This is a genomic window from Rhodospirillum sp. A1_3_36 (genome assembly GCF_047263945.1).
Classification (GTDB): Bacteria; Pseudomonadota; Alphaproteobacteria; order Rhodospirillales; family Rhodospirillaceae; genus Rhodospirillum.
In genome coordinates this window covers 26,501-41,439 of sequence record NZ_JBLAVB010000011.1, presented here as the reverse complement: position 1 = coordinate 41,439, position 14,939 = coordinate 26,501, and the positions used below count along the sequence as shown (strand labels likewise).

General features: G+C 62.0%; 12 protein-coding genes. All 12 read right to left on the bottom strand.

From position 1 onward, the window contains the following. Window positions 1–93 precede the first annotated feature (93 nt). The gene (locus ACLIRY_RS19355; RefSeq protein WP_413207068.1) at window positions 94–1,344 is read right to left on the bottom strand and encodes a M20/M25/M40 family metallo-hydrolase; all 1,251 of its coding nucleotides are present in this window, start codon (window positions 1,342–1,344) and stop codon (window positions 94–96) included. After that, window positions 1,341–2,585, bottom strand: a complete 1,245-nt coding sequence (locus ACLIRY_RS19350) for an allantoate amidohydrolase (protein ID WP_413207067.1) — start codon at window positions 2,583–2,585, stop codon at window positions 1,341–1,343. The genes ACLIRY_RS19355 and ACLIRY_RS19350 overlap by 4 nt, the downstream gene beginning before the upstream one ends. Continuing rightward, window positions 2,582–3,355, bottom strand: coding sequence for a GntR family transcriptional regulator (locus ACLIRY_RS19345; protein ID WP_413207066.1), 774 nt, complete (start codon window positions 3,353–3,355; stop codon window positions 2,582–2,584). Before ACLIRY_RS19345 ends, ACLIRY_RS19350 begins: the two co-directional genes overlap by 4 nt. Before the next feature lie 53 nt (window positions 3,356–3,408). Then, window positions 3,409–4,272, bottom strand: coding sequence for a GNAT family N-acetyltransferase (locus ACLIRY_RS19340; RefSeq protein WP_413207065.1), 864 nt, complete (start codon window positions 4,270–4,272; stop codon window positions 3,409–3,411). A gap of 2 nt (window positions 4,273–4,274) precedes the next feature. After that, on the bottom strand, window positions 4,275–5,009 hold the full coding sequence (locus tag ACLIRY_RS19335) for an aspartate/glutamate racemase family protein (RefSeq protein ID WP_413207064.1): 735 nt from the start codon (window positions 5,007–5,009) through the stop codon (window positions 4,275–4,277). 2 nt (window positions 5,010–5,011) lie between these two features. Then, complete coding sequence (locus tag ACLIRY_RS19330) at window positions 5,012–5,857, bottom strand: ABC transporter permease (protein WP_413207063.1); 846 nt, start codon at window positions 5,855–5,857, stop codon at window positions 5,012–5,014. Between the two features lie 135 nt (window positions 5,858–5,992). Continuing rightward, window positions 5,993–6,895, bottom strand: a complete 903-nt coding sequence (locus tag ACLIRY_RS19325; RefSeq protein WP_413207062.1) for an ABC transporter permease — start codon at window positions 6,893–6,895, stop codon at window positions 5,993–5,995. Between the two features lie 159 nt (window positions 6,896–7,054). Then, window positions 7,055–8,389, bottom strand: coding sequence for an ABC transporter substrate-binding protein (locus ACLIRY_RS19320; RefSeq protein WP_413207061.1), 1,335 nt, complete (start codon window positions 8,387–8,389; stop codon window positions 7,055–7,057). A 133-nt stretch (window positions 8,390–8,522) separates the two neighbouring features. Further along, complete coding sequence (locus ACLIRY_RS19315) at window positions 8,523–9,731, bottom strand: ABC transporter ATP-binding protein (protein ID WP_413207060.1); 1,209 nt, start codon at window positions 9,729–9,731, stop codon at window positions 8,523–8,525. A gap of 497 nt (window positions 9,732–10,228) precedes the next feature. Further along, a complete protein-coding gene (locus ACLIRY_RS19310; protein ID WP_413207059.1) occupies window positions 10,229–11,743 on the bottom strand; it encodes a flagellin in 1,515 nt (504 codons plus the stop codon). A gap of 18 nt (window positions 11,744–11,761) precedes the next feature. Continuing rightward, a complete protein-coding gene (flgK, locus tag ACLIRY_RS19305; protein WP_413207058.1) occupies window positions 11,762–13,948 on the bottom strand; it encodes a flagellar hook-associated protein FlgK in 2,187 nt (728 codons plus the stop codon). Window positions 13,949–14,017: 69 nt separating this feature from the next. Continuing rightward, window positions 14,018–14,938, bottom strand: a complete 921-nt coding sequence (locus tag ACLIRY_RS19300) for a flagellar protein FlgN (protein ID WP_413207057.1) — start codon at window positions 14,936–14,938, stop codon at window positions 14,018–14,020. Window position 14,939 lies beyond the last annotated feature (1 nt).

The following is a 14,939-nucleotide window of genomic DNA, read 5'->3' as shown; positions in this document are numbered from 1 at the left end:
CCAGTCTCACCAAAGAGGGGGGGGACGGAGCAAAGCCCCGTGACGGCCTGTTGCCGGGTCCGGCCGGCAAGGTTTTCAAAAGCCGGGCCACCCTTATGCCAGTAAAGTCGCCAGGGCCGATCCCACAGCCAGGGTTGCCTTGCGCAGGTCCTCCAGGACCAGTTTCTCATCGGCCCGGTGACCGTTGGCCTCCAGGAGCGAATGGGGGCCGGCACCATAGAGCACGGTGGGAATCCCGGCTTCGGAATAGTGGCGGGCATCGGTGTACAGCGGCACGCCCACCGTCGGAACGGGCTCGCCCATGGCCGCTTCCGCGGCGGTCTGGAAGGCTTCGGCCAGTCGGTCGGAGCCGGGAACCGGACCAAAGGGAACGGCCAGCATGATCCGTCGTATGTCCAGGGTGATGCCCTCCATCCCCTTGGCGGTTTCGGTCAAGAGGGTTTCGATCTCGGCCTGGACCTCTGCCGCGTTCTCTTCCGGGATCATGCGGCGGTCCAGGCGGAAGGTCACCTTGTCCGGAACCACATTGGTGTTGATGCCGCCGGAGATCAGGCCGATCACCAGGGTGGGGGTGTCGATGCCCGTGACCTGGGATTTGGTCTGCGACAGTGTGTCCCGCAGGCCATAGAGGGCGCCCATCAGGGTGGTTGCCGCCTCCAGGGCGTCATGTCCCGTGTCGGGGCGGGCAGCATGGGCCGATTTGCCCGACACCGTGATCTCCAGGTGGAGACATCCGTTATGAGCCGTCACCACCTGATAGGAAAAGCCCGCAGAGACCGCGTAATCGGGCTTGCTGATACCCTCGTCCAGCAGCCATTTTGGGCCGATGGAGCCGCCGGCCTCCTCGTCGTAGGTCAGGTGGAGTTCCACGGTACCCTTAAGGGTCGCGCCCGCCTGTTTGAGGGCCAGCAAGGCATAGGCGTAGGTGGCAAAGTCGGATTTGGAGACGGCCACACCCCGGCCATACATCACGCCATCGACGATGTCTGCCCCATAGGGGGCATGGGTCCACCCGTCGCCGGGGGCGACCACGTCGCCATGGGCGTTCAGGGCCACCACCGGTCCCTCGCCGAAGCGCTCGCGGATCACAAGGTTGGTGGCGGAGATCATGCCATTGGCCTGCACCAGCGCGTCCGGTACGGGGTGCCGTTCCACGGTGAAGCCCAGGGCTTCCAGCAGCACCGCAGCCCGGTCCGCATGGGGCAGGCAGTCGCCGGGCGGGTTGTCCGAGGGCACCTTGACCAGTTCCCCCAGGAACCGGACCTGATCGGCGTGCAGGGAGTCGACCGCAGCCGCGAGGGAGGCCCCAAGGGAAGAGCTGGGGGCGGTGGGATCAAAGGTCATCGGGAAAAATCCTCGGCGAGCAAAAGAAGGGTGTCATGGAGCACTTTGGCGGCGAGCCCGGCATCCCCGGCGGTGATGCGCTCCTTGGGATTATGGGAAATGCCGCCCGCGCAGCGGACGAAGAGCATGGCGACTGCCACCAGATCGGTGAAGGCCATGGCGTCGTGACCCGCGCCACTCATCAGCTGGTGAACCGGCTGGCCGACTCCCTCCAGGGCATGGGCCAAGGTCGCCATCAGGTGGGGAGAGCAGGGGGTCGCGTTGTTTTCATGGAGGGGCTCCATGCAGAGCATCAGGTTGCGACGGCGGGCGAGGGACTCCAGCCGTTTGTCCAAATCAGCAAGAGCCCTTGCCCGTGCCCCATCGTCTGCGGCCCTCAGGTCGAGGGTGAAGCGGGCGGCCCCGGGGATGACATTGACGGCGCCGGGCAGGGACTCCACCTGGCCCACGGTGGCCACGACACCATGGTCTCGACCGACGGCCTCCACGGCCAGGATGGCCTCCGCCGCGCCGACGAGGGCGTCGCGGCGAGCCTCCATGGGGACCGTCCCGGAATGCCCGGCCATGCCGACCAGCCGATAACTCCGCCGGGTTGCTCCGGCAATGGCCGTGACGACACCCAGGGGCAGCCCCAAGCTTTCCAACAGGGGCCCCTGCTCGATATGGACTTCCAAATAGGCCAGGAGGGATCCGGAGGGGCGGGCGGCCTCCGTCCAGCGGGAGGCATCCAGGCCGAAGGCGTTCAAGGCTTCGAACAGGCTGATACCATCCCGATCCAGGGCGTCCAAGGTGCCCGGGTCCAGGGTTCCGGCTTGCCCTCGGCTGCCGATCAGGGTCGCGCCGAAGCGGACCCCTTCTTCGTCACCGAAACCGGAGACCTCGATGGGGAAGGGGAGGCGCTTGCCTGCCCGATGCAGGGCGTCCACGGCCTCAATGCCGGTGACAACGCCGAGCATGCCGTCGTAGCGCCCGGCATCACGCACCGTGTCCAGGTGACTGCCGATCAGGACCGCAGGAGCGTCAGGGTCCGTGCCTTCGTAGCGGCCAATGATGTTGCCCAGGGCATCCACCCGGTGGGTCATGCCCGATTCGCCCATCCACAGGCCAACCTGAGCGTTGGCCTGGGCATGTTCGGGGGTCAGATAGAGGCGGGTCAAGGCCGTGGCGCCCTCTTGGCTCAGGGCGGCCAGAGCGTCGCAGCGGGCCATGAGACGGCGCCCCGCGGTGTCGCAGTCGATCATGGGCTGTCCTTGAGGATGTCTGAGAAAACCCGCTTCAAGTCCACGCCGTCCTCCCGGTGGGAGGTAAGGTCAAGGCTATCGGCGATTTCGTCCATATGATCGGCCATGGATGCGGCGGCGCCATCCACGTCACGGGCGATCAGGCGCTCCAGCAGGGCGTCATGGCCGTGGTGGGAGCAATCGGTGGCGCCGGGGCGTTCGTAAACGGCGATGACCAGGGAGGACCGGGAGACCAGTTCCCTGAGGAAGTCCATCAGCACGTCATTGCCCGCGATCTCCGCGAGCAGGAGATGGAAATCCCCCGATAGGCGGATCACCGCGTGGCGATCCCGGCGGAGATGGGCGTCGGCCTCTGCGGCCATATGGGCTTCCAACCGGGCGCGGGCGGGGTCGGTCATTTTCGCGGCGGCGGCGCGGACAATGCCATCTTCGATCAATCGCCGGGCCTCGAAGACCTGCTTGGCTTCTTCCACCGAAGGCGAGGCCACCCGGGCGCCCCGGTTGGGCTCAACGGTGACCATTTTTTCGTGGGCCAAACGGGTCAGCGCGGAGCGCACCCGGGCTCGGCTGACGGAAAAGATGCCCGCCAGATTTTGTTCCACCAGCTTTGTGCCCGGGGGCAGACGGCGGTCGATGATGGCCTCGGCGATGTGGCGGTGCACGTCGTCCTCGGTCATGTCTTCGCCCGTGTGAAGGGGGGCCGGTTGAAGGGTGGCTACGGTCAGGCGCGACATGTCCTTGGCGTCCAAAGCTTGATTGTCGACAGTCATGTTGACGATTGCCGTTGTTATACCATGTTCCGGGTGTATGGAACGGTTTTCTTCTATCCCAGCTCGAAGGTGGTGATGCCCCAAAGACGGTCAAGATCCAGGGGGGCAGGGGAGGCGCCGCGAACCATCCGGGCACATTCGAAGGCCGTTTCTGCGGCGAGTTCCCGGGCCAGGGTGGCACCCAGCGGATTGATCTCCGGGATATCCAGGATGAGTTCCCTTGCCCCTGCTGCTTCGGAAAGGGCGGCGAGCAGGTGAAGGGCGCCCTCCAGGTCCGGGGCGATGAGGGGACCGACCTTGTGGCCCTGATGGCAGGCACGGATAACCCCGCAGCCCACCAGGGTTCCGTCCCGAACGAGCCCTCGGGCCATGGATCCGGGCTGAGTATACCATCGGGACAGGAAGGTCTGTCGGCTGGCGGGGTAGGCCGTGGTCTGGTCAAGGGCCAGCAGATCGGGCCCCGGCGGTCCGGCGAGGTCGATCAGGCCTTCGGATTTGGTTGGGGGCAGAGCGTCGGCGGAGAAGGAAAAACGGTGGCTGGTGAAAGAGAGGGAGAAGCCGGATTTGGCGTAATTGGCCTGTTGGGCGGGAACCCCGTCAAGGCCGACCGTGTCGGCGGTGCAGTTCTGTAGGGCCGCGTTCCAGGTGGCCAATCCCACGCCCTTGCCCCGCCAATCGGGCTGAACAATGTAGAGCCCCAGGAAGGCGAAGCTCCGGTCATCGGAATGGACCAGGGAGAGGCCGCCGATGGCTTCTCCCCCCAGGGTTTCGGCCAGCCACCAGCCCTTGGGGTCGGCGGCGTGGAAGGTGGCCGCGTCGGTTGGGGCCGGGTTCCACCCCTCTGCCCTGGCCCAATCGATCAGTTGGGCGGCGGCTTCGGGTTCACTGGCTTGGCGGACGGTGAAGGCTTGGGGCATGGCTACTCCGGCGCGTATTTGGCGAAAGCCCCAGTATAGGTCTTCGAACGCGGTGGCGCATAGGGGCCGACTTTGCTGGTCCGCAGCCCCAGGCCCGCCAACCCCTCCAGCAGGCGCACGCCTGCGGCCACGCCGTCGATGACGGGAACGCCGCAACGCGCGGCCAGTCGAGAGGGAAGGTCGGCCATGCCCGCACAACCGAGCACAATGGCTTCGGCCTTGTCATCCCGGATGGCGTATTGGATTTCCTCGACGATGCGATCTTCCGCCGCGCAGCCCGGTTTGTCCAGGTCGAGGACAGGGATGTCACTTGCCCGGATGGCGCAGCGCTCGGTGACGCCATAGCGGTGGGCCAGGTGCTCGATGGTGGGCACGGAGCGCGACAAGGTGGTGACAACGGCGAAGCGATTGGCGATCAGCGGCGCCAGGCGCATGCCGGCCTCGCAGGTGCCGACGACGGGGGCGTTGGCGAGGCTTCGGGCAGCGTCGAGGCCCGGGTCATCGAAACAGGCGATCAGATGGCCATCCACCCCTTCCCCCTCCGCCCGGGCGATTTCCTCCAACAGGCCGGGCAGGCAGAAAGCCTCGTCGTACCACCCTTCGACACTGACCGGACCCATGGCCGGGTTGCGGGCGATGATCTCCGTGCCCGGCGAGGCGGCAGCCTGGGCCGCCGCGCCGATTTTGGCGGTCATGCTTTCGGTGGTGTTGGGATTGACGACCAAAAGGCGGGGCATGATTACAGAACTCCCTTGCCTGCATCGGAGCCCTGGCGGAGCCGACGTCGGCGGGTGAGGGTGACGGCGGCCAGACAGACGCCGATCACCGTGAAGGAAAAGACCGTGGTGACGGTTCCCAGAGCATAAAGAACCGGCGTGGTGACGTTGGTGGTCATGCCATAGATCTCCAGCGGCAGGGTATTGTTGACACCGGAGGTCATGAGGGTTCGGGCGAATTCGTCATAAGACAAGGTGAAGCCGAACATGGCCACCCCAATCAAACTGGGGGCGATGATCGGCAGGATCACATGGCGGATGGTCTGCCAGGGTGTGGCGCCCAGGTCGCGGGCGGCTTCTTCATAGGAGGGGCTGAAGCGGTTGAACACGGCAAACATGATCAGCAGGCCAAAGGGAAGCGTCCAGGTCAGATGGGCGCCGAGGGCCGAGCTCCACCAATTCGGTTGCCAGCCGAGCACCCGGAACATCAGGCCAATGCCCAGGCTGACCAGGATCGAGGGCACGATCAGGCTGGTGACGGTCAGATAAAACAGTGTGGTCGATCCCTTGAAGCGCCGCCGGAAGGCGAGGCCCGCGCTGACGGAGATGACCACCGTCAGCACCATGACGACCAAGGCCAAGGTCAGGGAGCGCTGGAGGGATCCGCCGAAGTCTCCCACCATCTGGGGCTCGAACAGATTGGCAAACCAATGGAGGGAGACACCCCGCATGGGGAAGGTCAGCCCCCCTTCCGGCCCCTGGAAGGACAGGGTGAAAATGGCAATCATCGGCCCGTAGAGGAACAGGACGAAGAGCGCAAAGAAGGCGGCCAGATAGGGAAAGGCCTTGGATCGGGCTTCGGACTGCATGGCGTATGTCTCCCCTTTTTTAGAGCATCGAGCGGAAAAGTGGGAACCGGTTTTCCGGTCCACGCGATGCTCTAACCATATGATTTTAGATCAAATTATCCGCCCTGAATCGATTCCGATTTAGGGCGGTTTGATCTAGAGTTCGCGCCGGATGTCGACGGCTTTGAGCATGCCGAAGACCATCAGCAGGACCACGGCCAGCAGAACCACGGCGTCGGCGGCGGCTGCGGGGTATTGCAACAGGGAAATCTCGTTGTTCATCATCACCCCGACCGAGGCTCCTTGGCCGCCGCTCATCAGGCGCACGGTGATGAAGTCGCCCATGACCAGGGTCACGACGAAAATGGACCCGATAACGATCCCCGGACGGCAGAGGGGCACGATGACGGACCACAGGGTCTGCCAGGCGCTCGCCCCCTGGTCCGCAGCGGCCTCCAACAGGGAGCGGTCGATGCGCATCATGGAATTGAAAATCGGCACCACCATGAACAGGGTATACAGGTGCACGAAGGCCAGGATGACCGCAAAGTCCGAGAACAGCAGGAACTCCAGCGGATGGTCGATGATCCCCACCCCCATGAGTCCCTGGTTGACCAGCCCATTCCGCCCGAGCACCGGGATCCAGGAAATCATGCGGATGACGTTGGATGTCCAGAAGGGAATGGTGCAGACCATGAACAGGACGATCTGCCAGGTGAGCGTGCGGACGTGGAAGGCCAGGAAATAGGCCACGGTGAAGCCGATCAGCAGGGTCAAAATCCACGAAGCCGCCGCATAGCCCAGGGTCGACAGGAAGATCGACCAAGTGACCGGAGAGCTCAGCAGATAGGTGTAATTGTCGAGGATCAGATCCGGGATCAGGGCATATTCGCTATAATCCCAGAAACTGACGATGACGATGGTCACGATGGGGAAAATCAGGAACAGCGCCAGGACCAGGGTCAGGGGGGCGGCCTGTAACCAGGAGAGGGTGTTGGTTCCAAGGCGCGCCAGGCCCTTGGGTCCCTCGGCGGACTGGACGGCTTCGGAGGCGGACATAGTGGGTCTCCTGGTTTGTTGGCACCAAGCGGGGCTCTGCCCCGCCCCCCGCCGGGGCCTGAGGCCCCGGACCCCCATGCATAGAAAAAATGGGGGTTTGGGGGCATTGGCCCCCAAACGGGTCTGGGCGGCAGCCCAGTTGTTCGGACGTTTATCCGTTTACGCCGCGATGAACTCGTTCCACTTACGGATCATGTATTTGTTCTCATCCATGACCGAGTTCCAGCAGGCCACCCGGCCCATGCGCTCCAGGAAGGAGCCGCCGTCGCGGATGGCGCCGGGCTCTTCCATGACCTTGCCATCGGGGGCTTTGATCTCGCCTTCGGCGGGCTTGCCGTCCATCCAGTATCCCCATTCGTCGGCGGTCATGAACTCCTTGGCGGTGGTCGGGCAGGCGGAGTAGTAGCCCTGGCGCAGCAGGTAGGCGCCGACCCAACCGGACAGGTACCAATTCAGGTATTCATAGGCGGCGTCGCGTTCCAGGCCGGTCAGGTGCTTGGCCATGCCGATGCCGCCACCCCAGGCGCGGTAGCCTTCCTTCAGGGGCTGGTACTTGCAGGGGATGCCCTTGGACCGCACGGCGGCCACGGCCGGGGACCACATGGATTGGATCACCACCTCGCCCGAGGCCATCAAGTTCACGCTTTCGTCGAAGGACTTCCAGAAGGCGCGGAACTGGCCGTCCTTCTTGGCCTTGATCATCAGTGCGATGGTCTTGTCGATCTCTTCCTTGGTCATATTGCCCTTATCGGCGTAGGAGACCTCACCGAGGGCCTCCGAGACCATGGCGGCGTCCATGATGCCGATCGAGGGAATGTTGAGGATCGAAGCCTTGCCCTTGTAGGCCGGATCCAGCAAGTCTCCCCAGGAGGAGACCTCCTTGGTCAGATCCGGGCGGATGCCCAGGGTGTCGGCGTTGTAGATGGTCGGGATCATGGTCATCCAGCCGGTGGGGGCGTCCGCGAAGGTGGTGGAGTCCTCCCCTTCCACGAAGCCCACCGTGTGGGGGGCGGTGCCCTGGGCGATGACGCTCTCCGGGGTCAGCTTGCCGGTGATGAACAGCTTGGCGATCTTGTCGTAGTTCTTGATCTTGGAGACATCCATGGGCTGCATGACACCCGATGGGAAGACCTTCTTGCAGATCCAGTATTCGATATCGGCAATGTCGTAGGACTGGGGCTGGGTCACCGCCCGCTGGGCCACGGCGTCGGAATCCAGGGCCGTCAGTTCCAAATTGAAACCCAGATCTTCTTTCACCTTCTCGGCAATGGCGTTCTGGTTGGACACGCCCGTGCCGAACTGGCGCAGGGTGACGTTTTTAATGTTCTGGGCCCAAATGGTGGGAAAGCCGGTCAAGGCACCAGACCCGGCGGCCAGGCCGGCCACAGCCGCAGCTCCTTTCAGCAGGCCACGCCGGGACAGGCCCGCCTCGCGGATGCCGGACGCGTCTTTTTTGGCGGGGACGGAGCCTTTGGTCGTCGTCACGTCACTCATCTATGCTCTCCTGGAATGAACCCATGGGTTTCAAATGAGCCCTTGGGAAGAATGCCCGTCGGGCAGGGGGGATAGTGGGCGGAAAAGGAAACGGTCTGTGCAGGGACAAGCGGGCGGATCGGTTGCCCGGATCTTATCGGTCGTCCAAAAGGTGGGAGGCCTCTGGCGCCCAACTGGCCAGGACGGTCGCCCCGTCCTCGATCGGGTCGGCGTGGAAGGTGGCTTCGTCCATCAGGACAACGAAGTCCTCCAATCCCTCGGCCGCAAGGCTCAGGCGGACGGTTTGGCCGTTGTATTCGGCCCCCACCGCCCGGGCGGTCAGTCGGTTGGGGGTGAGGAGTCCGGCGGCGGATCCGGCATCCGGCCGGGTCAGGGTGACCCGGTCGCCCCGGACCGCAAAAGACACCGATCCGCCCGCCTTGGGTGCGGGTCGGGATCCCAGGGGGAGGGTGAATTGGCCAGCGCCAGGGCCCGACAGGTGGACCATCCCCGCGTCCAGGCCCTCAACCTTGGCCGGGACCACATTGTGGCCGCCGATGAATTGGGCGATGAAGGGCGTGCGGGGGTGATTGAAAACCTCCCGGGGGGAGCCCGCCTGACGGATATGCCCGTCCTCCATGACCACAACCATATCGGCCAGGGCCAGCGCCTCTTCCTGGGAGTGGGTGACATGGATGAAGGTGATCCCGAGCTCCCGTTGCAGGCGGCGCAGTTCGGCGCGCATTTTCACCCGCAGGAAGGGATCCAGGGCGGACAGGGGCTCGTCGAGCAGTAGGACATGGGGGTTGGTCAAGAGGGCCCGGGCCAGGGCTATCCGCTGCTGTTGCCCACCGGACAGCTGGGCGGGCATGCGTTGGGCATAGGCGTCCATGTGAACCAGGGCCAGCATGTCCCGGGCCTTCGCCCGGCGTTCCGCCTTTCCGACACCGCGCATTCGCAGACTGAAGGCGACGTTGTCCGTGCAATCCAAGTGGGGGAACAGGGCATAATCCTGAAACATCATGGCCGTGCCCCGCTTGGCCGGAGGCTGGTCCCCGATGTTCTGGCCGTCGACGATCAAATCGCCGTCGCTGATGCTTTCATGTCCGGCGATCATGCGCAGGGTCGAGGACTTGCCGCAGCCCGAGGGACCGAGCAGACAGCAGTAACCACCCGCAGGAATCTTCAGGGTGATGGCATCGACCGCCGTCGTGTTCCCATAGCGCTTGCTCACGGAGACCAATTCCACGGCGCCCCGTTTGGACCGGGGTCCTTCCGGTGTTGCCGTCAGCTTGTTGGGTGTTGCCCCATCTGCCATCGTCCCATCTGTCTTCGCCCCGCCTGCCATAGCCCCACCAGCCATAGACTGTCTCCCTCAGTGTTGACAGAATTGTCGACAATCCTGTTGGCAATCAAAGCAAGGGTTATGCCAGTCAGATGAATGCTGGTTTATCATGTGGTTAGCTGAAAGGAAAAGAATGGACATGCCCATAATTTGGGCGACGCGTGATTGAATGACCAATAAAGGTGCTGCGAAAAGAGCAAGATGTGATCAATGCCGCAACACCATGGCCCCTCCGTGGCCCCACAGATTCCCACCACTTCCTTTTGTCGCCCGAGGGGGCGCTGTGACGGCTCGTTGGCGGTCGGTGCGAGGTGGCACAAACACTCAAAGGCACAAACCCCCTAGAGTGAAACGGGGCCAGCTTGAGTCAAGTTGGCCCCGTTTCACTCTAGCTATATAGATTTTAGAGTGCCTTCGAGATCAAGTTTGGCCAAAGAAGTGGCCCAACTTGATCTCGGAGCACTCTAATGGGAGTTTGTGCCTTTGATTTTGCTTCGCTTCGTCTTACGGTGTTTTTACAGATAGTTAAGGAGTGAGAGATTGCTGATCCGCGAAAAAGCGGCATAGGCCGTTTCCAGGACTTTGGACTCATCGGACAGGCGGACCAGAACCTCGTTCTTATCAACGTTTTCCGTGTCCGAGATCCGGTTTTCCAGGAAGACCTGGAAGTTCTCCTGTTGGGTGATTGTGGCATCCAAGGTCTTGGCGTTAAGGCCAATTGTTTGCGCGACGGTGTTTAGATCGCTTGCCTCTTCTGTTGTATTGTCGGGGGAATGTTCCATGGCGTCGGCAATGAGGGTCAGGGCTTCCTGCACCCGTTGCGGATTGTTGGCCAGATCGCCTTGGGCGATAATCCCCATGGCGCGAATTGCCTTTTCGAACGCTGGATCCTTGCCGGTCACACCCACTTCTATGGTGCGGCTGTCATCCATGCGATGTTCGTAGGCAAGCCCGTCTCCCTTGTAATAGGTCTGGGGTTGGACCGTGACTCCGGCGACACCTGCGACGGCTGCCGATGGGGGAGGCTCCACGGTCAAGGTTTGGCCGTCGGCGGAGATGTCGGTAACCTTGTAGGTGCCAAAGTTGGCGCCTGCGTCGGTTACCTGGACTTGACCGGGCGAGAAGGCCGGGACGCTGACGGTCCAGGCGCCTGCGTTTGTGGCGATGCCGGCGGTGGCGAGGTCTGGCTCGGCCTTGAAGGTCAGGCCTGCGCCCCCAGCGTCGATGGTTTCAATTGTCGCGAAGGCATGGCTGCCGCCAACCTCCACCCGGACAAGATCGCCAACGGATAGATTGGAGTAAGGCGTGCCGACTGTGGCGGTAATGGATTGTCCCGTCACCGTGATGCCCGTTCCGGTCGCACTTGATGCATTAAAAGCCCCTGTGGCGTCCGTTATTGTTCCGGTTGGCGCAGCGGGCGGGACGACGGGATTAATGGCGAAGTCCATGGTTCCGGTGACCTTGGTATCGTCCAAAGCAGCCGTACGCGATTGGGGGTAGCGCAGGTTCACCCCATCGTAAACGTCCTGAAAGTCTTTGAGATTGCCAAAGGGAAGGGAAATGGGGGGGGTGTCCGTTTTGCCTCCAGCGAACAAATACCGTCCATCGTAATCCGTGTTCAAGAAGGCTTCCATGTCCTTCATGGCGGCGAAAGCCCGGTCTTGGATGTTGTTCAGCTTCGTCAGGGTGGAGCTGTCCAAGGGGGGCGTCAGAGTGGATTGGGCAAAGAGGGACAGGCTGCTCTTGAAGGAACGCATGCTGGTGTCCATGGCCTCCATCGAGGCGTTCATCACTTCAAGTCGAGATTTGGCGATCCCGTTCGTCTTCTGAAATTGAGCCAGACGGGATGCTTGATTTTCCATGTTGACCAAGCGATAGGCGTCCGAATGGATGCCGCTATAGGTCTGTGATTTTTTCCCCGTGTTCACTTGCGTTTGAGTATCGGTCAAACGCTTATTGAGGGTCATCAACTGACTGACGAGATAGCTATGCTGGCTGTAACTGCCCACACGGTCGGAGTTTATGGCCATGGTTCTGGTCTCCCTACCTTAGCGGATAATGCTATTGAGAACGTCAAGCATGTCCGCCACCGTGGAAATCACTTTGGCTGACGCGTTATACATTTGTTGCCAAGTTAGCAGATCTGCCAATTCCTCATCCATATTCACTGAACTGATTTCTGCCGACTTTAAATCAAGACTGTTAACCAGGGTTTTTTGGTAATCCCGCTCCGTGCTGATCGTAGCGGCCTCGTCGGCATTCTGGTTGAGGGACAAAGCGGCGTAGTCTGAAAGGGAGCGCTGTCCTGTGGTCAACCCGCCCGCAGCATCGAAGGATTGGGGGGTCTGGAAGGCTTTGGCCATTTCTTTGGCCGTTGTATTGTCGCTTGTACTGAGCTTGTATTGCCCCGTGTCCGAATCGTAAAGCACCGTGCCCGAGGACAGGCGCGCGGGGTCGTCGACCAGGGTATCGCTGAGCGCCAGAGTGCCCGAGATGCCCGCGTTCGATGTCTTCATGCCCAACTGGCTGATCAATCCGGTCCCGCCAGCCTGGGTGATTTCCATGTCATCGCCCGCAAGGTTCTTGATCCGCAGTCGATACCCCTCGCCATCCTGCACGACCTCGGCCTCCAATGTGGTGCTGAGGGTCGAATTGCTGTTGATGGAGTCGGCGATGTCCGAAAGGGTCCAATTCGACTGGACGTTCAAGGTTCCAAGGGATGTCGTCGTTGCTGTGGTGGCGCCCGCAATGGAAAATTGCAACGTTCCGTTAACGTTGGGCGTCCAGTTGGCCGATTTTACCCCGCTGTCGTGGATCGCTCGGCTTTCGTCGGACGCGATCACATCGTTCAGACCGAAGAAGTTGGAAAAGCCCGAAACGGTCTCGTCTGCGGTACCGTCGCCGTCCCGATCATAGGCGATGCTCACGTCCTTGGCCGTTGATCCAGCCGTTGATCCGACTTGGTCCCGGAAGGCCAGGGAGTAGTCGTTGCTGTTCAGGTTGATGTCGTAGGTGCCGGTGGTGGTGTCGTAGTTGAATGTTGCGCTGCTCAGGCCGGCTCCGGCGGGAGAGGCGGTGGTCAACCAACTCTGCACGCCCGCTGCGACGGCCTCCACCGTGAACGGGCCAGTTCCGCCCATCACGGTTTGGAGGGTGGTCGTGGCGGCCTGAGCCCCTTCTGTGTCGAAAATGCTGATCTGCACGTCGCCGCTGGTCAATTCCATGGTCTGCTTGCCGGGGGCGATGAACTTCGTGCTGCCGTCATAGGTGTTGGCCAACGTGGGATAACTGGTCCCCCGGTTGTTGACCTCATTCATTGTGTCTTTCAGCTTGGCCGCCAGTTCGTCCATCTGGGACTGGTAACTGGGGATGGTCTTGTCGCGCAACTCGATCAAGGCTGCCAGTTTACCTCCCCCGATCTCCGTGGTGATATCCTGGCCATTGGACGAGATGGCGCTGAAATCCGATCCCCCGTAGCTGTCCACGGCGGTGACAGAGGTCGATGCGGAGTGCGTCAATGTGACCGGATCGGTGTCCAGCAGAGTACCTCCGCCGCTCGCGTATATGACGAGCGCTCCGCCAGCCCGTTCGAAGCTGGTCACATCCATCAAACTTTCCAACCCTTTTAATTCTTGGTCCCGCTTATCCTGCAGGTCCGTGACATCGCCGGAGGTGGCGATACCCTGGGTGATTTGATCGTTGAGGGTGTCGATATTCTTGAGATGGGCGTTCACCTCTGCGACAGCCGCAGCGATATCCTGATCGGCATCACGCCGCATCTGCTGCAGTTGTTCACTGGTTCGATTGAACTTACCGGTCAAATCCTGGATCGTGCGAGTCACCGATAGGTGCTGCGTGGATTTGTCCGGTTCCAGGGTGAATGTTTCATATTGCTGCGCCAAGTCATTGATCTGGTGACTGATCGAAGAATTTTCGCCAGGGCTGCCGAACAGGTCCTGCATGCGCTGGAAATAGGTGTATTGGGTCTCCAGCTTGGTATAGCGACCCAGTTCCATGCGCAGTTGAGAGTTTAGGCCCGTGTCGACCCGTCGGATGATGCCGCCGGTCTGCACCCCCACGCCCGCGCCGTTGAGCACCCTGCTTTCCGGATTGAAGATTTTCCGGGTGTACCCAACCGTATTGACGTTTGCCAGGTTGTGACCAACCAGATCCAACCCTTTCTGGGATGTCTGGAGGCCGCTAATACCAGCGGAAAGTGCGAGATTAAGGCTCATGGTCCGGGTTCCTCCCGTTGCGCCCTGGTGGCGCCGATTCCTGCATTAAGGTGTTTAAGCACGCTTTGATTAAAGGGTCTCGTTGAATGTGACAGCCTTGCGATAGGCTTGGGACGGATCAGCCTCCACCTCTCCGTCCCGCGAATAGGTCGTTGCCTTTTCTCTCGCCTGTTCGTTCACCGCGTTCATCACCGCCTTCATCAGGTGATTGCTCGCTTCGATATTGGCCTTCAACTTTCGGCCATTCAGTTGGGCGATGGCATCCAGGGTTTTGGCCGCGCCGCGCATGACCTCCCGCTGTTCTTCGTTGAGGTCTAGCAGCAGGCGCGGATTGCCATGTACGGCCAGCATCTGCTCCTGATAATACCGCGTCTTGAGGACTTTGCTTTCCATCAAGGTACGCACATGATCGGTGTCATGTTGATCCAGAGCATCGTTTTCCTCGGCGAGAACGGACACCAGTTGGGTCATGGCAAATAACAAAGCTTTGACCTTGGGTTCCACCGTGCCAGGGATCTCTTTGGGCATGGCCGGTGGCGGCGTCTTGGGGCGATCACGGCGAGGTGCCGCCGCGCGGCGTTTGCCCGCAGGCGCGGCCTGGGCCTCAGTTTTGGTGGTCCGAGCCCCAGGGGGGGCCTTGGTGGCCTGATCCCCGGGGGCGGCCGCAGGCTGTGCACCCATGCGTCCCGCCAGACGGGACGGCGCAGGGGAGGCGTTTTCAGCCTGAGAGGGGCCGCCTTTTGTGGGCTCCTCGGAGGGGGGCGGGGCGGACGTGGGCGCCGCAACTCGATTGGCGAAGGGCGAGGCGCGACCGCCCCTGGTCCCAGGGGTTCCCGTGGGCGCGTTGGGTTTGGCCACCGACACAGGGGAGTCGGCAAGGGGCTCCTTCGGGGCAGCAGCTGATGGCGCATCGGCAGTGCTCGGAGGGGTCGTTACAGGACCCCGGGCGAAGGGAGAGGCGCGGCGGGAGCTGGTGTCGTTGGTGCTCATG